Genomic DNA, 18,825 nt, shown 5'->3' with positions numbered 1-18,825 from the left:
CCCCACGCGTTCACGCAAAGTCGAAAGCAGATACTTGTCTCGCTCGGATGGAACAAATGCCTCACTTGACGGCGTGTCGACAAGGAACTGGGAAGGGTGGACCTGCCTGAAGAGAGTTTCTTTCAGGTCGGCAATGAGGGGAGATTCTTGATATTCGGTCAATTCATACTCCCGCTCGTGAGGAACTTGACAAGCGCGGTCTCTTCAAATTCCAATTGCTTCTCTTGCAGGTCGTCCGTGACGGTGTTGTCGACGCAGAGAAAAAGTTCATTGTCGTGTTCAATTGCCGCCGTCATCTCCGAATCGCCTCGCCGCCATTCAAGAACAATGGCACCCTCGGCGTTTGGAATTACTGCGACTGGAACACCCAAGCGGGCGATATGTGGCACAAGCCTTCGGACTTTTTCTAGCACTTCCGGTCCTGGTGCCACGCTATCCATGCCAAGCCATCCGACTTCGAGGCCGGCGATATGGTCTAGCCGGGCGAGGATTTCCTTCTCTTCGATTGATCTAAGGAGGGTGATTCTCGCAACACTGACCAATTTCGGATTCTTGGCCAGCGCGTCAGTCGTAACGCCTTCCACGACAACGTCTGGCGCTGTGATTCCGTCAGCTGCCAGGTATTCTTTGGCCTGTCCGGCCAGCTCGGGATGGTCGGGATCTAGGCGACACGTTGAGATTCCCGCCCTCGTCTTGACCCGGAAGCTGAGGCTGGACCCGTCATACTCGACGATCACTCCCTCCACCTGGGCTTGCTCGGGGGTGGGGGCGAGTTCTTCGATTTCTTCCAGGAGTTCGCGTACCGCGTGATCGATTACTGCGCGATGTGTCTCTTTTACGGGGTCGCCCAGGATCATGGTCTCGGAATCGTGAAGACTCGAACCAACGCGTCGGATAGCCTGCATGACGCCCGGCGAAAAATTAATGGACGTCTGCTGCGTCTCTGCGACATTTTGTAGAGTTTCCGTCAGTCTGTCCCGCGCCCGCGCGTAACAGTCAGACCATTCTGACCACTCTTCGTCAGATGCTCTCCTCGAAGGGCGATGAAGTAGCATTCGAGGTCGTGCACTTCCGCTCTCTACGGCAATGAGGCGGAGATCAAAGGATTCGTTGAAGCCGCTGGGTACCCGCTGGCGGTCCGAGTTCCCTTCGAGCCAGATATCCCTTGCGATCTTCAGAATGGCTTCGCGCAAGAAGCCGACCTCGCGTGCTGTCTCGACGGGCATTCCGGGGGCATCAAATCGGTCACCGGTCAGCGACAAGAACGCAAAGTATTCACCTTCGCTGCTCTCCATATCTGAACCCATCCCTCACCGGCGCGTCGAGGCGTCACAAGGTACCAGCGGACACCGACATGCCTGCCTGGTTGGCCTACTCTCTTCCCTCGGCAGAGTGGCCGCAAGCTGGTTGAGCAAGAAACTTGCTGCTGTGCGTTGCAGTCCAGGTCGGTGGAGCGGCTTTGGCCGGTGTCCTGCCCGGTTTGGGGTCGAGCATGATCAGGGGGCCGTACGCTAGTTGGCAACTCGGTCAGGTCTTTGGACCTGACCGCAATGTGATCGAGTGGCCCCCTGGTCTTGCTCGACGCGGGACCCGAACCGGGGAGGTGGGTAAAGCCGTGGAGCCGGCCGCCCCAGCCGCAGTGGGTTTCCCGCCATCTATCCGAGCCGTAGGCGTGCGGACGGCGGCCGGGCTGGAGCGGGGCGGAGACAGGAGCGCAGGCCCGGGCGACGGGCCGCGCGCGCCGCGCCGTGCGCGGCGGGGGTGCCTTGATGAAGTAGGGAAAGTCTTACCGCAGGGCGGCTGGGGTGGTCTGAGGACGATTGGCTTGTAAGCCAAGGCTCGGTCTACGACCCTTTCGGCCGTCGGCTCCGGGTCTGTGTCCCAGAAGATGTAGTCACTGATGTGCGGGCAGCCCAGGGCTCGTTCGAGACCGGGCAACGGCAGGATCCGTTCTGCGTCGCGCCGTTGCGGTGGCAGCGGATGAGGCAGGCGGCCGTGATGGAGAAGGCGGGGGAGGGGTGGGTCGAGACCGGGTACGTGTTCACCACTCGTACCGGGCGGCCGATCGAGCCGCGGAACCTGTACCGGTCCTTCACGCGGGTGGCGAGTACGGCCGGGCTGCGGGTGATCCGGCTGCATGATGCGCGGCACGGGACGGCGACGCTGCTCACCGCCGCTGGCGTCCCGCCCCGCGTCGTGATGGAGATCCTGGGGCACTCGCAGATCGCCGTGACCATGAACGTGTACGCGCACGTGGTGCAGGAGACGCAGAGGGAAGCGGTCGGGCAGATGGACCGGCTGCTCGGGCGGGAACCCCGCCGCTGATGCGGCCGTAATCCGGCGCCGTTGTTGTCAAAAATAGTTGTCAAAGGCCCCCAGCCAAGATCGGCTGGGGGCCTTTTCCCTGGTGGGCGCGGACGGTTTCGAACCGCCGACATCTGCTTTGTAAGAGCAGCGCTCTACCCCTGAGCTACGCACCCGTGGATGAAGGGACAGCCTACATGGGGGGCGGACCCCTGACGCAAACCCGTTCGTGTGGGGGAGAATGGACCGGGCATGGCGGACGCGGTACGGGAGAGGGACAGTGACGGCTACATCCCGGCGGTGGTTCGGTGGGCGGGACGAGAGCCGACGGGCCGAGGCGCAGGCCGCCAAGGATGCGGCCGCGGCCGCCTTCTACGAGCTGGACACCGCTCAGCGGGATCTGCGGATCTCCATGGAGACGATCGCGGCGGCCGACGGGTCGGCGGCGGCGCGGCAGGCGCAGGACGGGTTCGGGGCGCTCGGGCAGCGGATCGACCAGGTGTCGGGTCAGTACATCGAGACCGTGGACCGGTACGACCTGGACCGCCCGGAGCTCGAGGCGGGGGTCGCGGCGCGGGCCCGGGGCGAGCTGGAGCGGGCCCGGGACGAGCTGGGGCGGGTCAAGGGCGAGCTGGACCGGTTCGCGCAGGGGCTGGAGCCGCTGTTGCAGAACGCGGCGAGTCAGTTGGCGCGGGTGGCGCCGGCCAGGGAGCGGGCGAGAGCGGCGCTCCTGGGAGCGAGCGATGCTCTCGACGCGGTGCGGGCGTCCGGGATGAGAGCGGATGATCTGGCGGCCCGGCTGGCCGCGCTCGGCCCCGAGCTGACCAAGCTCAACCAGGGTGCCGCCCAGCACGGCGTGCAGGAGACCGTCCAGCGGGCCGACCGCATCCTGCGGGACGCCGAGACGATCCGGGCCGAGGCCGAGCGGCTGCCCGAGCGGGCCGCCGAGATGGACCGCCGCCTGGTGTCGCTGCGGACCCGCGCCCAGGCCCTGCGCAACCGCGCCGACCGGGTCGACCCGGTGCTCAGCGAACTGCGCCGCCGTTTCAGCGCGGCCTGCTGGCAGGACCTCCAGAAGGTCCCCGAGCAGGCCGACGAGAGCGTGCGCCGGGCCGAGGAGCAGCTGGCGGCGGCCGGCCGGGCCCGGGAGGAGCAGCGCTGGGCCGATGCGACGGCGTCGTTCGCGACGGTACGGGCGCTGCTCGACTCCGTCGACGAGGCGGTGTCGGCCGCCGGCGACCGGCTGCGGGCGCTCTCCGCCGTGGCCGAGGACCCGCAGGAGGAGATCCAGCGGACCCGCTTCGCCATCCGGGACGCACAGCGGCTGGCCATGGAGGGCCGCAGCGTGCCCGATCCCCGGCACGCCCGGCCGCTGGACGAGGCGGTGCTGCGGCTGGAGCGGGCGGTGGCGGCCCTGGACGCCGTGCACCCGGACTACTGGGCCTTCCTCCGCGAGACCGAGGCGGTCCGCGGGGTCGTGGCGGGGGTCGTGGGGGAGATCCGCCGCCAGCGGTGACCCCTTGGCGGGTGCGCCCGCGCCCTGGCGGGCTGCGCCCGCCGACTACGCCCGCCGACTACGCCCGCCGACTACGCCCGCCGGTTGCGCCCGCCCGCTGTGTCCGGTGGCCGCGGGCCCGGTGGCCGCCCGCCCGCGGGTATTCGCCCGGTCAGCAGCCGTCCCGGCGGCAGGCCCGCGGAGTCGCCCTCGTGCCGTGGCAGTGGCCGCCTCCGGCCGTGGTCCTCGTACGCCCCGCGGCCGCGTCCCGCGGTGCCCGCGCCGTCCGTCCCGCGATCGCGGGGGCACCCGGCGCGGGACGGCGTGCGTCCCCGGTGCGGACGCCGGGGCCGGCCAACTCCTTGGCGGTCGCCGCGCTGGGTGTCGTACGCCTGGCGCCGGTCCCGGCCGGCGGTTGTCGTCCGGCGTGCGGCGGCGGATGCTGGAGGGGCGGGGGAGGGTCCGGGTCCGGGGGCCGGCGTAGGAGGTCGTGGTGGCTGCTGGAACGACGCATCGCATCCGCCGGCCGGTCGGCGCGCGGCTGGACGAACACCTGCCCGTCGACCACAAGCTGAGCAGCGTCTACCGGGTCGGGGCCGGCCTCACCGGACTGCTGCTGCTCTGCTTCGGCGTCCTCGGCCTGACGGACCGCATCGGCTTCTTCGACACCGGCGGCGACCGGGTCCTCGGCCTCAACACCAACGGCGCGCTGAGCGTGTTGTCGATCTGCGTCGGGCTGCTGCTCTTCGGTGGCATGGTCGTCGGCGGCAACCTGGCCTCCACCCTCAACATCGTCCTCGGCGTCGGCTTCGTCGCGAGCGGCTTCCTCAACCTCGCCCTGCTCGACACCGGCCTGAACTTCCTCGCCTTCAAGATCCAGAACGTGCTGTTCAGCTTCGTCGTCGGCGTGATGCTGATGTGGTTCGGGATGTACGGGCGGGTCGGCAGCGCCCTGCCGCACGACAACCCGTACTGGCGCGCCCGCCACCCCGAGCAGGCCGCCCGCGAGGACCGGCGGGCCACTCCCGAGATGCGGTCGCTGGCGGGCCGCCGCCTCTGAGCGGCCCCGGCCGCGCGCCGGAGGCCCGCGTCGCCCCCGCCCCCGGCCCCGCCCCCACCCGTACCCCCGGTAGCCGCCGTGCCGGCTGCCCGTACCCCCGGTAGCCCGCTGACCGGGGGTTTTGCTTATTTACTATTACTTGTGCAAATCTTTACCCGTCAGGGGGCGTGTCAGGGAGACAGGAAGTCATGACGTTGACAGACGCCACCGGCGCCGCCTACGCCGGCCGCGGGATCCACCGGACCGCGGTCGAGGGCGTGGCGCGCAAGATCTTCGACGGGACCTACGCCGAGGGTGCGGTCCTGGAGATGCCCGGCCTGATGGACGAGCTCGGCGTGAGCCAGACCGTACTGCGCGAGGCGGTCAAAGTCCTCACCGCCAAGGGGCTGTTGGACGCCCGCCAGAAGCGCGGCACCTTCGTGCGACCGATGGGGGAGTGGAACCTCCTCGACGCCGACGTACTGCGCTGGAAGCTCGAGGCCGACCCGCCCCGCGACTTCTACGCCGACCTGCTCGAACTGCGCCGGTCCGTCGAGCCGGCCGCGGCCTCGCTGGCCGCCGAACGCGCCACCGACGCCGACCTGTCGGCCCTCGAGGACGCCCTCTTCGACATGGCCGTCGCCGGCCGGGACCCGGACCTGCACGCCGAGGCCGACGCGGCCTTCCACTCGGCGCTGCTCGCCGCCTCCCACAACCACTTCTTCCTCCAGATGCGCCGCGTGATCATCCCGCCGCTCATCGAACGCGATCGCAAACTCCATGCCCAGGCCTTCGAGGACCCGGTCGGCATCCACGCGGCCGTGGTCAAGGAGATCCGGAACGAGGACCCGGACGGCGCCTACATGTCGGTCCTGGAACTGCTCGACGTCGCCCAGCGGCACAACCCCTGACGGGGCCGGGCCGGGAGGAGTGGTCATGGAGTTCACCGCTGCCCTGCGGGTGGAGCGGCTGGTCGTCACCGTGCGCGGGAAGGACCCCGAAGCGTCGTTCCGTACGGTGATGACCTTGGTGGAGGAAGGGGTTCCGCTGGTCGAGGTCTCGCTCAGCGGTACCGCGGCGCTGGAGGTCATCGAACGCGCCCGCCGGGCCCTGGGTGAGGAGGCCTGGCTGGGCGCCGGGACGGTGCTCACCGCCGAGGACGCCCAGCGCGCCGCCGACGCGGGGGCCAACCTGCTGGCCACGCCCGGCCTCGGCCGGGGCGTCGCCGAGTCGGTGCGGCAGGGCCTGCCGGTGCTGGCCGGGGTGTCCACGGCGGGCGAGGTGGCCGAGGCCGGCCGGGCCGGGGCGGCGGCGCTGAAGCTGTTCCCGGGCTCGGTGGGTGGGCCCGCCTACCTGCGGGCGCTGCGCGCGCCCTTCCCGGAGCTGGTCTTCGTGCCGGTGGCGGCGGCCGGGGCGGACCCGGCCGGCGCCGCCGAGTACCTGGAGTCGGGCGCCACGGCCGTCAGCGTCGGCGCGCCCCTGGTCGGCGACGCGGCGGACGGCGGGGACCTGCACGAACTGCGGCGGCGCGCCGCGGAGTTCAGGGCCTCGCTGCGGGCGGTGTGCTGACCATGGGCGGGTCGACGACGGTACTGACCTTCGGCACGCCGGAGCTGGCGCTGCGGTTGGCGGGGCTGGGGCACGGGGTGCGGTGGGCCGGGGGGTGCGGGTCCGCCGGTCCTGCTGACGCCTCCGGTACGGGGTGGCCCGGTGGCGGGGGCGCCCGCTGCGGCTGCGCCGGTACCTGCTCCGCGTACGCCGACGGGGGCGGGGTGCTGGCGTACGAGCTGGTGCGGGGCTTCGCCGCGGATCCGCCGGGGCTGCTGCACCTGACGGTGCCCGGCCCCGAGCAGGGGCCCGGGGCGCGGGCGGCGGCCGAGCTGGCCCTGCGGCTGGCGGGGGAGCACTCCGTGCTGGTCTGCCTGGAGGCCGTACGGCGGCCCGACCCCTGGGCCCGGGACGAGACGGCACGGCTGCTGCGCGGCTGGCTGCCGCGGGTGGACGCCCTGGTCACCACGGACGCCGGGCTACGGCTCTGCGCCCCGGGGAGCGCCGATCCGGTGGCCGAGCTGCGGGCGCTGGGCGTGGGCGAGGTCCTGGTGGGCCGGGACGGGCCGGCCGTACGAGGGGACCTGGTGCTGTACGACGACGAGGGGGCGGTGCACCGGGGCGCGGGCGCCCTCTCGGTGCCCGGCTACCTCGCCGCGCTGCTGGCCGGGGCCCCGGCCGCGACCCGGCTGGCCCGTGCGGGCGCCGGCCCGGCCGCCGCGGGACCGGCGGCGGCCTGACAGGCCCCGGGGGAGCCGGCCCGGGACGGCGCCCGGCTCCCCCGGTCCTCCCGTCGCCGCCCGCGTCCGTGCGGGCGGCGGGATACTCGGAGTATGTGCCGCAGTATCAAGACCTTGCGTCCGCCAGCCATCCCCGAGAAGGCCACGGAGGAGGAGATGCACGCCGCCGCCCTGCAGTACGTCCGGAAGGTGTCGGGCTTCCGCGCCCCCGCGGCGCACAACCAGGAGGTGTTCGAGCGGGCCGTCGAGGCGGTCGCCGAGGCCACCCGGGACCTGCTGGAACACCTCGAGGTACGCGGGGCCAGGCCGGCTCCCGCGGAGGCGGCGGCGGGGTAGTCCGGGCGGGACCCCCGGCGGCTCGGGCCCGGCCCGGGGGTGCCGCCGCCGGGGCTCCTCCCCCCGCCCCCAGCGCCTCGAACGCCGGCGGGGCCGGAAGGCGCCGGGGCGCTTCCGGCCCCGCCGGCGTTCGACGGTCGGCAGGGAGGGGCGGGACGGTCAGGCGGTGGGGTTCGTGCTGCCGCGACGGCGGAGGATCCAGACGCCGGTGCCGAGGGCGCCCGCCACCAGGGCGCCGCCCATCGCGATCTGCCCGGGGCTGATCTGTCCCACGCTGCCGCCGAGGCCGCCCCGTGCGGGGCCGGCGGCGACCGTCAGGGGGGCGGTGGTGCTCCGTCCGCCGCACTGGAAGGTGACCGGGTGTGAGCCGGGGGTGATGGTGCGGAAGACGGTGGCGTAGGGCGGGGGATTGCCGGGGGTCAGCGTCACTGTGCCGAAGGCGGTGGAGGTCGCGGTTCCGGTGCTGCTGCCGCAGTTCTCCAAGCGGAGCCTCACTGAGCCACCTGGCGCGACGGAACTGGGCGAGACGGTGCCGGAGGGGTGGCCGGAGCCGTGGTCCCCGTGGTCGTAGCGACCGCCGTCGTCGCTCTCCCAGCGGTCGTCGCGGTCATTGGCCGCCGCGGCCGTGGCCAGGGTGAACGGCAGGGCGGTGACCGCGGTCAGTACGGCGGCGGCCGCGACGCGCTTGAGACGTCGGGTGGGCATGGGAACTCCTCGGGCTCCTCGGGAACGGCGCGGCCAAGCCGTGGAACTGACGCGTGTTCGGTCGCGCGGTGCGTTGCTTGGACGCTAGGAGCCCGCGCCCCGCGGGGCGATCGGGACCGAGTGAACGGGTGAGCAAACTCCGCCGCCCGGGGGAGCCGCCCGGCGTGTCGCGCTGGGCGATGGCGCAGCGGCCCGCACGTCGGTACGGACCCCTAGACCGCCGCCGCGTCCCCCTCCGGCCGCCTCAGCAGGAACGCCGCGAGGGCGCCCGCTGCGAAGAGGGCGACGACGGAGACCGCCGTGCCCAGCCAGGTGGCGCCGAGCCACTGGGTGCCGAAGTAGCCGAGGGCGACGCTGTAGCCGGCCCAGGCCACGCCCGCCAGGGCCGACCAGGGCAGGAACGTCCGGATGCCGCGTTGGGCCGCGCCCGCGGCGAGGGAGACCACCGAGCGGCCCGCCGGGGCGAACCGCGCGACCACCACCAGGGCGCCGCCGCCCTGGCCCAGGGCCCGGCCCAGGCGCTGCTGGGCGCGGCTCAGGCGGCGGGAGCGGGCGATGGCCCGGTCCAGCAGGCCGCCGCGGCTCGCCACCCGGTAGGCGGCCAGGTCGCCCAGGACGGAGGCGGTCGCCGCGCAGAGGAGGAGCACCACGAGGTCCGGTCCGGCCGGCGGCACCGGGGCCCCGGCACCCACCGCCGCCCCCGCGGCCGCGGCCGCCGCGGCGGCGGTGATGACCAGGACGCCGCTGGGCAGGACCGGGAGGAAGACGTCCAGCAGCACGGAGAGCGCCACCAGGGCATAGATCCACGGGCTCGAGGTCAACGACCCCAGACTCTCAAGCAAAACAGGACTCCCCGGCTCCGGTTTCATGATCTTCGGGCGACATGCCGCGATGTCGCGGGGGAGGCGGCAGGAGCGGCTTGACAGCCATACAGCGTACGCGTGGAGTTCGTCCGCCGTACGCGCAGGGCCGCTCGGTGGCCACGTGTCAGCGGCCCGCCACCTGCCCCGGACGGGGCCCCCGGCCCGATCCCCGCCCGCCCGGGCTCAATTCACGGCCGGCCACTCCCGCGAACCTCAGCCGCACCACCCGCACCAGGTACATCACTCATGCCAGACGCCTCGGCCCCATCAGCTACATCAGGCCCATCAGTCACATCAGACGCACCAGAGCCGCCGGGCGTTGCCTCCACCCGGGGCCCGGGCAGATCGGGCAGCGGGGCCGCGTCCAGTCGTCCGGGCAGCCCGGGGAGGTCCGGGTCCGGCGGGGTGAGCAGCCGGTCGAGGACGGTGACCAGGCGCTCCGGCCGCCGGCGCCGGGCCGGCCGGGCCTGGTCCAGCCGCAGCCGGGCCGAGCGGCCGGTCAGGGCCAGGCTCATCAGCTGGTTCCCGAACCAGGGCCCGCCGGTCCGGCGCCAGGTCAGGTGCGGGCGCCCGGTCCGCCCGTGCCGGCTGAGCAGCCGGCCCACCCAGCGGCCGGCCCGCGACCAGCCGAACCGGAATCCCATGTTCACCGCCCCGTGCACCGAGTTGTGCACCGGCGAGCAGGTGAGCTGGAGGACCGCGGACGAGGTGGGCAGCCGGGGCTCCGCCACGTACGCGTGGTGCACGTCCCCCGAGAGCACCAGGACCGTCGCCGGCGCCCTCGGCCCGGTGGCCACCTCCTCCACCAGATCGCTGAGCGCCCTGAAGGAGGCGGGGAAGGCCGCCCAGTGCTCCAGGTCGCTGCGCCGCCGCAGGTCCTCCCCGATCGCGGCCCAGCGCGGGCCGCGCACCCCCGCGCACAGCGCTGCGTCCCAGGTCTCCGCGTCGTGGATCAGCGGCGGCAGCAGCCAGGGCAGCGAGGAGCCGATCAGCAGGTGGTCGTAACTCCCGTGCCCGTCCAGGGCGTTCTGGCGTACCCAGGCCTGCTCGTCGGGGTCGAGCATGGCCCGGGCGCCCTCCGTCAGCACCCGCGCCGCCCGGGTGTCCACCATCAGGAGCCTGGTCCGGCCGAAGTCGCGCCGGTAACTCCAGCGCACCGAGGCCGGGTCGGCGTCCGCGGCCGCCACGAACCGGCGCAGCTCCTCTGTGCCGTCGGCCGCCGCGGTGACGGCCGAGTACACCGGATCCGCGGCCAGTTCGGCGGGGGAGAGGTTGCCCAGGTGCTGGTGGACCCAGTACGCCATGAGCCCGCTCACCACCAGCTCGCCCCACCAGGGCGTGGCCCGCATCTGCGCGACCCAGGCGGCGCTGGTGTTCCAGTCGTCCGACAGGTCGTGGTCGTCGAAGATCATGCAGCTGGGGACGGTGGACAGCAGCCAGCGCACCTCGGGATCGCGCCAGGACTCGCGGTAGAGCCGGGTGAACTCGTCGTAGTCCGCCACCTGCGCGCCGGGTGCCTCGCGCAGGTCGCGGCGGGTGGCCAGCCAGTCGCGGGTCGCCCGCGAGAGCTGGTCGGCGTACACCTGGTCGCCGAGGAGGAGCAGGACGTCGGGGCGGCCGTCGGGGCGGCCGTCGGGGCCGCTCGTCGGTTCGCCGGGGCGGCCGTCGGGACCGCTGACCGGCTCGTCGGGGCCGGCCGCCGCGGAGGTCCCGGGCGCCGGCTCCCCGAGGGCGGCCGCCGCCAGCCGGGAGGCCAGGGCGTCCAGCGCGTCGGGGCCGTGCGGGCCCTTCCCGGCGGCGGGCGGGGCGGCCTGCCGGCAGGAGCCGAAGGTGACCCGGACCGGGGGCGCGGGCCGGCCCGGGACGGTGACGGCCGGCGTGGTGATGGTGCTGGCGGGGAAGGGGCTGTCGGGCAGCGGCCACACCTGCCGGCCCTCGATCAGCACCTCGTAGGAGGTGGTGCTGCCCGGGGTCAGCCCGGTCACCGGTACCAAGGCGTAGTGGTGGCCGGACACGTGGAAGGTGTGGGCGGTGCCGCCCGCGCCGTCGGCGCAGCGCACCTCGACCGTGGCCGGGCGGGCGGACTCGACCCACACCGTGGCCGTGTCGCAGGCCGTCCAGTCGACGTAGCGCAGCAGTGGTCCCAGCACCAGTGCGGTCACGCGGCTCCCCCTCGTCCGTGGCCCCTCGGGACAAGGTACGACGGAGAGGGGGAGCGTGGTTCCCGAACCGGCCGGGAGCGTCGATCAGGTCTGGATCAGCAGCCGTTGAGGGTGTTGACCAGGGCGGTCTTCTCGGCGGAGTCCATGCTCAGGCCCCAGTACTGCTTCACGTCCACCCACATCCGCGCGTAGGTGCAGCGGTAGGAGCTCAGCGACGGCATCCAGTGGGCCGGGTCGGAGTCGCCCTTGGCCTGGTTGACGTTGTCCGTCACGGCTATCAGCTGCGGGCGGGTCAGGTCGTTGGCGAACTGCTGGCGCTTGGCGGTGGTCCAGGAGCTGCTGCCCGAACGCCAGGACTCGGCGAGCGGCACGACGTGGTCGATGTCCAGGTCCGACGCGGCGGTCCAGGTGGCGCCGTCGTAGGCGGAGTACCAGGAGCCGCTGACGGCGGCGCAGCTGGAGTCGGTGACGACGTTCGAACCGTCGCGCTTGAGGACGACCTCACGGGTGTTGCAGGTGCCGGACTGGGTGATCCAGTGCGGGAAGAGGGTGCGGCTGTAGCCGCTGAGGGAGCCCTCGGCCTGCGGGGTGACGGTGGCCAGGTAGGCGCGGGCGGCGGCGGCGCTGATGGGGGCGGGCGGGGCGGCCTGGGCGGCCGGAGCGTTGACGAGGGCGGTGACGGCGAGGGCGGCGGCGGCCGTACAGAGGCTGAGTCGACGCGCGTAGACACCGGGCATGAGGGCTCCTTGAGGCGGGGGTTCTGGCCGACCGGCCCCTTGTGGGGGCCGCAGGTCAGCGTGGCGGCGCGGGGTTGCGTGAGGGTGGGCGCCAGGTAACAGGGTGGCGACATGGGCACGTCACAACAAGGCGGTTAACGGGCCTCTGTTGGCCGGAAGTTGACGCTCTGTCGGGAGGTTTGCCCTGGGGTGGGAGGGTCTGGAGTGCTTCGGGGGGACGCCCTGCGGCCAGACGGCGGGCGGGGCTCCGGACGGTGAGCAGCGCTCTCGTCGGTGGTCGGCGCTCGGCGTGCGGAGCGGCGCTCCGGAGGCGGGTCGGTGCTCCGGGCGTGAGATGGCGCACGCGATGTCCGGTTCAGGACCAAAGTCCCTGCTTGCCGGTGCCGGGGCTCGCGTATCGTGGACCGAGCAGAAGGGGAGTAGCTCTTCGCCGGACCGTCGACATACTGCTGGGCTCGCCCAGCCGGCGCCCGGAGGCAGGCCGCCGTCGGATCACGGCGCGGTCGGCCAGCGAGACCTTCGGCCGCAGTGTTCCGGTACGTACGTCCATCTCCGTACGGGTCGCTGTCGAGCCGAAGCGACCCCGGAAACGGCCTGAACGGCCCGGTCTCTCGGCCCGGCGGCATCCCGCCCCGACCGATTGAGGTTTCACCCCGTGATCAGCTTCAGCATCCTGGCGATCGCCTTCGGCGTTGTCTTCCTCGCCGAGCTCCCCGACAAGACGGCCCTCGCCGGACTCATGCTGGGCACCCGCTACCGCGCCTCCTACGTCTTCGCCGGGGTCGCGGCGGCCTTCGCCGTGCACGTCGCCCTGGCCATCGCGGCCGGCAGCGTGCTCACGCTGCTGCCGCACCGGCTGGTGCAGGCCTTCGTCGGCGTGCTCTTCCTGATCGGCGCGGCCATGCTGCTGCTGAAGAAGGACGACGGCGAGGAGTCCGTCAAGGCGCCCGAGGACCAGTCCTTCTGGAAGGTCTCCGGAGCGGGCTTCATGCTCATCCTGGTCGCGGAGTTCGGCGACCTCACGCAGATCATGACCGCCAACCTCGCCGCCCGGTACGACGACCCGGTCTCGGTCGGCATCGGCGCGGTGCTGGCGCTCTGGGCGGTGGCGGGACTGGGCATCCTCGGCGGCCGCACCTTGATGAAGCGGGTCCCGCTGCGGCTGATCACGAAGATCGCGGCCTGCGTGATGGCCGCCCTGGCGGTCTTCAGCCTGTACGAGGCGATCGCGGGCTGATCACGGCGAAGCGCCGGGCCCCGCGTGAGCGGGACCCGGCGCTTTCGTGTGTACGGGCGCGCCCCCGGGGCGCGCCGGACGCGGCCTCGGTACGGGGCGTACCCCGCAGGGTGCGGCGGAGGTCAGGCCGCGGCGGGGGTGACGGTCAGGCGGATCGCGCCGTCGGGGGTGGCGGTGACGTGGACGGCCGTCAGGTCGGCGGCGTGCACGGTGGGGGTGTGGGCGCCCGCGCGGGGGCCGATGCCGACCACGCGCATGCCGGCCGCCCGGCCGGCTGCGATGCCGGCGGCGGAGTCCTCGAAGACGATGCAGTCGGCCGGGTCCACGCCCAGCTCGGCGGCGCCCTTGATGAAGCCCTCCGGGTGCGGCTTGCTGGCGCTGACCCGCTCGGCGGTGACCCGAACCTGCGGCATCGGCAGCCGCGAGGCGGTCATCCGGGCGGTGGCCAGCGCCTCGTCGGCCGAGGTCACCAGGGCGTGCGGAAGGTCGCCGAGGGCGGCCATGAAGGCGGGGGCGCCGGCGACCGGCACCACGCCGTCGGTGTCGGCCGTCTCCCGGGCGAGCATCACGGCGTTGTCGGCGTGGTTCTGCTCCATCGGGCGGTCCGGCAGCAGGAGCGCCATGGTGGCGTAGCCCTGGCGGCCGTGCACCACCTTCATGGCCTCGTGCGGGTCCAGCCCGTGCCGCTCGGCCCAGTCCCGCCAGCAGCGCTCGACCACCGCGTCCGAGTTGACGATCGTGCCGTCCATGTCCAGCAGGAGGGCCTTGGCGGTCAGGACGACCTGCTCGGCGGGGACGGCTTCGGCTTCGGCGGGGGCCGGCATGACGGGGGCTCCAGAGGTCTGGACGAAGAGAACAAGTGGTTCCGTCCACCGGTCAGGGAGTGCGGACGGAACCACTTTGTTTCTTCACGATACAAAACATGAGGCCGTCTGCGCCACTGCCCCTTCCGTCGCGTACGTCACTCCACGCGGGAGCGGGGGCGGGGGAGGGGGGTCGGGGGCGGGGTGGGGCGACGGAGGGGGTCGGCCCAGGCGCGGGCGCGGCGCCGCCGGGCGGGCTGGCGGGATCAGGGCTCGTGGGTGACGTGTTCCAGGATCCGGCGGGTGGCCGGGCCGTAGACGCCCTCCGGGTCGTCACGGATGCCGACGTCCCGCTGGAACCGGGCGACCGCATCCCCGAGCTTGTGGACGTACTTGCCGTTCAGCGGACCGGAGTAGTACCTGAACTCGGCCAGCCGCTCCTGGAGTTCCAGCACCTCCGCCCCCGAATCGCCAGGGCCCAGCGTGGGGGCGGTGGTCGCGGGCGGGGTGGCGCGGGTGCGGGTCGGGGTCGGCTCCGGGGCGGTGCTCGGGGCCGTCGGGGAGGGCCCGGTGCCGGGGTCACCGGTGGCGGTGGGGGTCGGGGCACCGGTCGCCCCGCCGTCCTGCCGGCTCTCGCCGGCGTCGTCGCCGGTACGGCCCGGTGCGGGCAGTTCCGCGGGGGCGGTCGGGCCGGTGGTGGGGCCCTCGGGGGCGCCGGTGATCGCGGGAGCCGAGAGCTTCGGGTCGGGCAGGGCGCGGTCGCTCGGGCCGTCGTCCCCGAGCAGTCCGGCCGTCAGTACGCCCACGCCGATCACCGCCACCGCCGCCGCACCGACCACCAGGGGCAGCCCCGGCCCCCGCCGCCCCTCGCGCCGCCGGCCGGCCCGCCCGCCGCCGGATATCCCGCCCAGCTCCACCGGCCGCAGCTCGGCCGTCTCCGGGCCCGCCGGATGCCCCGCGTACCCGTATCCCTCCGCCCCCTGCCCCGCGTACCCGTATCCCTCCGCCCCCTGCCCCGCGTAGGCGTGCTCACCGGCAAGCGGCCCGTCGTGGCCGTGGTCCGGGCCGGCCTGTTCGTCGTACGCGACCCCGGGCGCGGGGGTTTCGTACGTCGGCCCCGGGTAGGAGGGGCCGCCCGGCGGGACCGGGGGCAGGAGCGCGGTCGGGGCGTCCCCGGCGGGGGCGCCCGCCCAGGCGGGGTCCTGGGGCTGGACCACTCCCAGGAGGCGGGGTCCGGGCGCCGGGTCCGCCGGGGCCTCGGCGGCGGGCATCGCCAGGTAGGGCCGGATCCGCAGTGGGTGGAAACCGGCGGGCGGGGAGCATGCGCAGCCGCCCTGGGCAGCACTGCAAACCGGACAGCGCTCAGCGCTCACTGATGGATCCCCTCCCAGGCAACTGCCAGCGATTATGCAGATCCGGCGGGATCCGCCCAAGCCGCCCAACAGGCCATAACCGGCCACACGCCCGAGGATGGAGGTTGTGATCGGCCCTGAGGAGGAGTCCATGGCTCAGGAAGTGACGGCCACACCGGTGGATCCCGGTTCCGGCCCGGAGCACGCCGAACGGAACGTGCTCGTGGCCATCGGCGCCCTTTTGCTGGGTCTGCTGATCGCCGCGCTCGACCAGACCATCGTCTCCACCGCGCTGCCGACCATCGTCAGCGACCTCGGCGGTATGGAGCACCTGTCCTGGGTGGTCACCGCCTACATGCTGGCCTCCACGGCGGCCACCCCGCTCTGGGGGAAGCTCGGCGACCAGTACGGCCGCAAGAAGCTCTTCCAGGGCGCGATCGTGCTCTTCCTGATCGGCTCCGCACTGTGCGGCCTGGCCCAGAACATGCCCCAGCTCATCGGCTTCCGCGCCCTCCAGGGCCTGGGCGGCGGCGGGCTGATCGTGCTGTCCATGGCGATCGTCGGCGACATCGTGCCGCCGCGCGAACGCGGCAAGTACCAGGGTCTGTTCGGCGCGGTCTTCGGCGCCACCAGCGTGCTCGGCCCGCTGCTCGGCGGGCTCTTCGTGGACCACCTCAGCTGGCGCTGGGTCTTCTACATCAACCTCCCCATCGGCATCGTCGCCCTGTTGGTCATCGCGGCCGTCCTGCACATCCCGGTGCGCAGCGAACGGCACACCATCGACTACCTCGGCACCTTCCTGATCGCATCGGTCGCCACCTGTCTCGTGCTGGTCGCCTCGCTCGGCGGCAGCTGGGGCTGGACCTCGCCCATGATCATCGGGCTGGCCGTGCTCGGCGTGGTCCTGCTGGTGGCGTTCGTCCTCGTCGAACGACGGGCCGTGGAGCCCGTGCTCCCGCTCAAGCTCTTCGCCATCCGCACCTTCACCCTCTGCTCGGTGATCAGCTTCATCATCGGCTTCGCGATGTTCGGTGCGATGGTCTACCTGCCCACCTTCCTCCAGGTCGTCCAGGGCATCTCGCCCACCATGTCCGGTGTCCACATGCTGCCGATGGTGCTCGGCATGCTCATCTCCTCCACGGCCTCCGGGCAGATCGTCAGCCGGACCGGGCGGTGGAAGGTCTTCCCCATCGCCGGCACGGGTGTCACCGCCGTCGGCCTCCTGCTGCTGCACCAGCTGGAACGCACCAGCTCCACCTGGGAGATGAGCCTCTACTTCTTCGTCTTCGGCTTCGGGCTCGGCCTGGTCATGCAGGTGTTGGTACTGGTGGTGCAGAACTCCGTCAGCTACGCCGACCTCGGCGTCGCCACCTCGGGCGCGACCTTCTTCCGCTCCATCGGCGCCTCCTTCGGCGTGGCCATCTTCGGCACCGTCTTCACCAACCGCCTCGACGACAAGCTCAGCAAGGCTCTGGCCGGCCAACAGCTGCCGCCCGGCGCCGGGGCCGCGCAGCTGGAGGCCGACCCCCGGTCCATCGGCCTGCTGCCACCCGCCCTGCGCCCGACGGCCCTGGACGCCTACGCCAGCTCGATCACCGACGTCTTCCTCTATGCCGTGCCGGTCGTGCTGCTGGCCTTCCTCGTCGCGTGGTTCCTCAAGGAGGACAAGCTGCGCGCCTCCGTCACCGCCCCCGACGTCAGCGAGACGCTGGCCTCCAACCCCGTCCAGCGCTCCTCCCACGACGAGGTGGCCCGCGCGCTGTCCGTGCTGGGCACGCGCGAGGGACGCAAGCACATCTACGAGAAGATCACCGTGAAAGCGGGCTTCGACCTGCTGCCCGCCAGCAGCTGGATGCTGCTGCGGATGAAGAAGTACGGGTCCGTGGAGCCCGCGGTACTCGCCGAACGCACCGCCGTGCCGCTGCACGCGATCACGGAGGGTGCCCGGCAGGTGGAGGAGCGCGGGCTGGCCGCGCGCGAGGGACTGGATCTGGTGCTCACCGACCAGGGGCGGGCGGCGGCCGTGCGGCTGGCCGCCGCCCGGCAGGAGTCGCTGGCGGAGCTGCTGGGCGACTGGTGGGGCCCGGACCGGCCCACCGACCTGGTCAAGCTGGTCGAAGAGCTCAACCACGAGCTGTGCGGATCGGACGCCGAGGAGCCCTACGACACCCTGCCCCGCCGGGACCACGCGGCCCACTGACCGGCGGCGCCGTCAGACGAGCTTCTTCTCGAACCAGTGCTGGGCGTACGGGCCGGAGTTGTACGCGGGTATCTCGGCGTAGCCGTGCCGCGTATAGAGGGCTCGGGCCTCCACCAGGTCCGAGCGCGTGTCCAGGCGTATGCGCTCCGCGCCCATGCCCCGGGCGGCGTCCTCGACGGCCGCGAGCAGGGCCGCGCCGCCGCCCGTGCCGCGCAGCGCCGGGCGGACGTACACCCGCGTCAGCTCGGCCGTACGGTCGTCGAGCCGCCGGATGCCGGCGCAGGCGGCCGGGCTGTCGCCGTACCGGCCGACGAAGAACTCGCCGGTGGGCGGGAGCAGGTCGGTGGCCGGGTCCTCGGCGAGGCCCTGGTCGATCTCGGCTTCGGTGGCCTCCCGCTCCCAGTACCGGCCGGCCACTTCGGCGAAGTAGTCGCGGCGCAGCGCGATCGCGTCGGCGGTGGTGAAGGACTCGGGGACGACCGTCCACCGCGAAGGTGCCGTCCCCGTCCCTGTCTGTACATCGCTGTTCGTGTTCATGCGGCCATGATGGCCGCATCCCGCCGACTGCCCGCGTGGATTATCCACAGCCACGGGCGGATGATAGGACAAAGCCGATCAAGCGATTGAAGGGTGTGAACCGCCATGTCGGAGCATCCGGACGCGGCCCTCGTGCGCCGCGGCTACCAGGCCTTCTCCACGGGGGACATGGACTCCCTCGCCGCGATCATGACCGCGGACGTCATCCACCACGTGCCCGGCAACAGCCTCTTCTCGGGCCACCACAAGGGCCGGGAGGCGGTCCTCGACCTCTACCGCGGGCTCGGCACGGAGACCGACGGGACCATCCAGGTCCAGGTCGAGTCCGTCCTCGCGGACGGCCGCGGGCACGTCATGTCCTTCCACACCCTGCGGGCGGACCGCGGGGACCGGGGCATCGAGATCCGCGAGGGGCTGTTCTTCACGATCGTCGGCGGCAAGATCACCGACATCGACCAGTGCACGGAGGACATCGACGAGGAGGATGCGTTTTGGGGGCCGGCGGCGTGACGAGGTGAGTGCCGCGGGCGCCGGGCGCCGGGCGCCGGGCGCCGGGCGCCGGGCGCCGGGCCATAGGGGAGGACGGTGGTCGGTCGGGAGGTGCGGGTCCCCGCGCCGCTTGACGGGGGCGGCCTGCAGGCCCTGCGGCAGGCCCACCCCTGGGACGAGCGGCTTCGCCGTGGCCCTCCGGGCCATCCCAGGCCCGGGCCTGCCTCCGGACCAGCCTGCCACCCCCGTCAAGCGGCGCTCCCCACACATCCCGACCG

At 72.7% G+C, this 18,825-nt stretch carries 17 protein-coding genes, 1 tRNA gene and 1 pseudogene; 10 read left to right on the top strand and 9 right to left on the bottom strand.

The window, feature by feature from the left end; all coding sequences use genetic code 11:
* Positions 1 to 158: 158 nt before the first annotated feature.
* Positions 159 to 1,295, bottom strand: coding sequence for a hypothetical protein (locus AB0O40_RS23850; protein ID WP_365045197.1), 1,137 nt, complete (start codon positions 1,293 to 1,295; stop codon positions 159 to 161).
* A 658-nt stretch (positions 1,296 to 1,953) separates the two neighbouring features.
* Between AB0O40_RS23850 and AB0O40_RS23845 the strand changes: the two are divergent.
* Positions 1,954 to 2,325: pseudogene (locus AB0O40_RS23845) on the top strand (tyrosine-type recombinase/integrase); the annotation flags it as partial.
* A gap of 80 nt (positions 2,326 to 2,405) precedes the next feature.
* Here AB0O40_RS23845 and AB0O40_RS23840 read toward each other — a convergent pair.
* A tRNA-Val gene (locus tag AB0O40_RS23840) sits at positions 2,406 to 2,480 on the bottom strand.
* A gap of 65 nt (positions 2,481 to 2,545) precedes the next feature.
* Between AB0O40_RS23840 and AB0O40_RS23835 the strand changes: the two genes are divergently transcribed.
* The 6 genes from AB0O40_RS23835 (at position 2,546) to AB0O40_RS23810 (ending at position 7,462) form a co-directional block, all read left to right on the top strand.
* Complete coding sequence (locus AB0O40_RS23835) at positions 2,546 to 3,820, top strand: hypothetical protein (protein WP_365045194.1); 1,275 nt, start codon at positions 2,546 to 2,548, stop codon at positions 3,818 to 3,820.
* Positions 3,821 to 4,292: 472 nt separating this feature from the next.
* Positions 4,293 to 4,859, top strand: a complete 567-nt coding sequence (locus AB0O40_RS23830; RefSeq protein ID WP_365045191.1) for a DUF4383 domain-containing protein — start codon at positions 4,293 to 4,295, stop codon at positions 4,857 to 4,859.
* A gap of 188 nt (positions 4,860 to 5,047) precedes the next feature.
* A complete protein-coding gene (locus AB0O40_RS23825; protein ID WP_365045189.1) occupies positions 5,048 to 5,749 on the top strand; it encodes an FCD domain-containing protein in 702 nt (233 codons plus the stop codon).
* A gap of 25 nt (positions 5,750 to 5,774) precedes the next feature.
* Positions 5,775 to 6,407 carry a bifunctional 4-hydroxy-2-oxoglutarate aldolase/2-dehydro-3-deoxy-phosphogluconate aldolase gene (locus AB0O40_RS23820; protein WP_365045187.1) on the top strand — a complete coding sequence of 211 codons (633 nt, stop codon included), beginning with the start codon at positions 5,775 to 5,777 and terminating at the stop codon, positions 6,405 to 6,407.
* A 2-nt stretch (positions 6,408 to 6,409) separates the two neighbouring features.
* Positions 6,410 to 7,126, top strand: a complete 717-nt coding sequence (locus tag AB0O40_RS23815; RefSeq protein WP_365045185.1) for a hypothetical protein — start codon at positions 6,410 to 6,412, stop codon at positions 7,124 to 7,126.
* 93 nt (positions 7,127 to 7,219) lie between these two features.
* On the top strand, positions 7,220 to 7,462 hold the full coding sequence (locus tag AB0O40_RS23810; protein WP_365045183.1) for a DUF2277 domain-containing protein: 243 nt from the start codon (positions 7,220 to 7,222) through the stop codon (positions 7,460 to 7,462).
* Between the two features lie 159 nt (positions 7,463 to 7,621).
* On the opposite strand, the gene AB0O40_RS23805 is transcribed toward AB0O40_RS23810, so the two are convergent.
* The 4 genes from AB0O40_RS23805 to AB0O40_RS23790 all read right to left on the bottom strand — a co-directional run bounded on the left by AB0O40_RS23805 (position 7,622) and on the right by AB0O40_RS23790 (position 11,929).
* Positions 7,622 to 8,167: a hypothetical protein gene (locus AB0O40_RS23805; protein WP_365045181.1), complete on the bottom strand. Its 546-nt coding sequence runs from the start codon at positions 8,165 to 8,167 to the stop codon at positions 7,622 to 7,624.
* Positions 8,168 to 8,379: 212 nt separating this feature from the next.
* Positions 8,380 to 9,009, bottom strand: coding sequence for a VTT domain-containing protein (locus AB0O40_RS23800; RefSeq protein ID WP_365045179.1), 630 nt, complete (start codon positions 9,007 to 9,009; stop codon positions 8,380 to 8,382).
* A 209-nt stretch (positions 9,010 to 9,218) separates the two neighbouring features.
* Positions 9,219 to 11,192 carry an alkaline phosphatase D family protein gene (locus AB0O40_RS23795; protein ID WP_365045177.1) on the bottom strand — a complete coding sequence of 658 codons (1,974 nt, stop codon included), beginning with the start codon at positions 11,190 to 11,192 and terminating at the stop codon, positions 9,219 to 9,221.
* Positions 11,193 to 11,287: 95 nt separating this feature from the next.
* Positions 11,288 to 11,929, bottom strand: a complete 642-nt coding sequence (locus tag AB0O40_RS23790) for an HNH endonuclease family protein (protein ID WP_365045175.1) — start codon at positions 11,927 to 11,929, stop codon at positions 11,288 to 11,290.
* A gap of 655 nt (positions 11,930 to 12,584) precedes the next feature.
* Between AB0O40_RS23790 and AB0O40_RS23785 the strand changes: the two genes are divergently transcribed.
* The gene (locus tag AB0O40_RS23785; protein WP_365045173.1) at positions 12,585 to 13,166 is read left to right on the top strand and encodes a TMEM165/GDT1 family protein; all 582 of its coding nucleotides are present in this window, start codon (positions 12,585 to 12,587) and stop codon (positions 13,164 to 13,166) included.
* Between the two features lie 122 nt (positions 13,167 to 13,288).
* Here AB0O40_RS23785 and AB0O40_RS23780 read toward each other — a convergent pair whose 3' ends face one another.
* Positions 13,289 to 13,990 (bottom strand): HAD-IA family hydrolase, encoded by a 702-nt coding sequence (locus AB0O40_RS23780; RefSeq protein ID WP_365045171.1) that lies wholly within the window; start codon positions 13,988 to 13,990, stop codon positions 13,289 to 13,291.
* Positions 13,991 to 14,235: 245 nt separating this feature from the next.
* A complete protein-coding gene (locus AB0O40_RS23775) occupies positions 14,236 to 15,240 on the bottom strand; it encodes a peptidoglycan-binding domain-containing protein (protein WP_365045169.1) in 1,005 nt (334 codons plus the stop codon).
* Between the two features lie 232 nt (positions 15,241 to 15,472).
* Here AB0O40_RS23775 and AB0O40_RS23770 point away from each other — a divergent pair, with 232 nt between their 5' ends.
* A complete protein-coding gene (locus tag AB0O40_RS23770; RefSeq protein ID WP_365045167.1) occupies positions 15,473 to 17,521 on the top strand; it encodes an MDR family MFS transporter in 2,049 nt (682 codons plus the stop codon).
* 12 nt (positions 17,522 to 17,533) lie between these two features.
* On the opposite strand, the gene AB0O40_RS23765 is transcribed toward AB0O40_RS23770, so the two are convergent.
* The gene (locus AB0O40_RS23765) at positions 17,534 to 18,058 is read right to left on the bottom strand and encodes a GNAT family N-acetyltransferase (RefSeq protein ID WP_365045165.1); all 525 of its coding nucleotides are present in this window, start codon (positions 18,056 to 18,058) and stop codon (positions 17,534 to 17,536) included.
* Positions 18,059 to 18,163: 105 nt separating this feature from the next.
* Between AB0O40_RS23765 and AB0O40_RS23760 the strand changes: the two genes are divergently transcribed.
* Positions 18,164 to 18,568: a nuclear transport factor 2 family protein gene (locus AB0O40_RS23760; protein WP_365045163.1), complete on the top strand. Its 405-nt coding sequence runs from the start codon at positions 18,164 to 18,166 to the stop codon at positions 18,566 to 18,568.
* The last annotated feature ends 257 nt before the right edge of the window (positions 18,569 to 18,825 follow it).

Source organism: Streptomyces sp. NPDC089919, from assembly GCF_040684615.1.
In the GTDB taxonomy this organism is placed as follows: domain Bacteria; phylum Actinomycetota; class Actinomycetes; order Streptomycetales; family Streptomycetaceae; genus Streptomyces.
This window is presented reverse-complemented; position numbering and strand designations above follow the sequence as displayed.

What these genes read in the sequence shown, in the direction of transcription:
- AB0O40_RS23850 (WP_365045197.1), bottom strand. Translation starts at nt 1,295, where the DNA reads ATGGAGAGCAGCGAAGGTGAATACTTTGCGTTCTTGTCGCTGACCGGT.
- AB0O40_RS23835 (WP_365045194.1), top strand. Translation starts at nt 2,546, where the DNA reads ATGGACCGGGCATGGCGGACGCGGTACGGGAGAGGGACAGTGACGGCT.
- AB0O40_RS23825 (WP_365045189.1), top strand. Translation starts at nt 5,048, where the DNA reads ATGACGTTGACAGACGCCACCGGCGCCGCCTACGCCGGCCGCGGGATC.
- AB0O40_RS23820 (WP_365045187.1), top strand. Translation starts at nt 5,775, where the DNA reads ATGGAGTTCACCGCTGCCCTGCGGGTGGAGCGGCTGGTCGTCACCGTG.
- AB0O40_RS23815 (WP_365045185.1), top strand. Translation starts at nt 6,410, where the DNA reads ATGGGCGGGTCGACGACGGTACTGACCTTCGGCACGCCGGAGCTGGCG.
- AB0O40_RS23810 (WP_365045183.1), top strand. Translation starts at nt 7,220, where the DNA reads ATGTGCCGCAGTATCAAGACCTTGCGTCCGCCAGCCATCCCCGAGAAG.
- AB0O40_RS23805 (WP_365045181.1), bottom strand. Translation starts at nt 8,167, where the DNA reads ATGCCCACCCGACGTCTCAAGCGCGTCGCGGCCGCCGCCGTACTGACC.
- AB0O40_RS23790 (WP_365045175.1), bottom strand. Translation starts at nt 11,929, where the DNA reads ATGCCCGGTGTCTACGCGCGTCGACTCAGCCTCTGTACGGCCGCCGCC.
- AB0O40_RS23780 (WP_365045171.1), bottom strand. Translation starts at nt 13,990, where the DNA reads ATGCCGGCCCCCGCCGAAGCCGAAGCCGTCCCCGCCGAGCAGGTCGTC.
- AB0O40_RS23775 (WP_365045169.1), bottom strand. Translation starts at nt 15,240, where the DNA reads ATGCCCGCCGCCGAGGCCCCGGCGGACCCGGCGCCCGGACCCCGCCTC.
- AB0O40_RS23770 (WP_365045167.1), top strand. Translation starts at nt 15,473, where the DNA reads ATGGCTCAGGAAGTGACGGCCACACCGGTGGATCCCGGTTCCGGCCCG.
- AB0O40_RS23765 (WP_365045165.1), bottom strand. Translation starts at nt 18,058, where the DNA reads ATGAACACGAACAGCGATGTACAGACAGGGACGGGGACGGCACCTTCG.
- AB0O40_RS23760 (WP_365045163.1), top strand. Translation starts at nt 18,164, where the DNA reads ATGTCGGAGCATCCGGACGCGGCCCTCGTGCGCCGCGGCTACCAGGCC.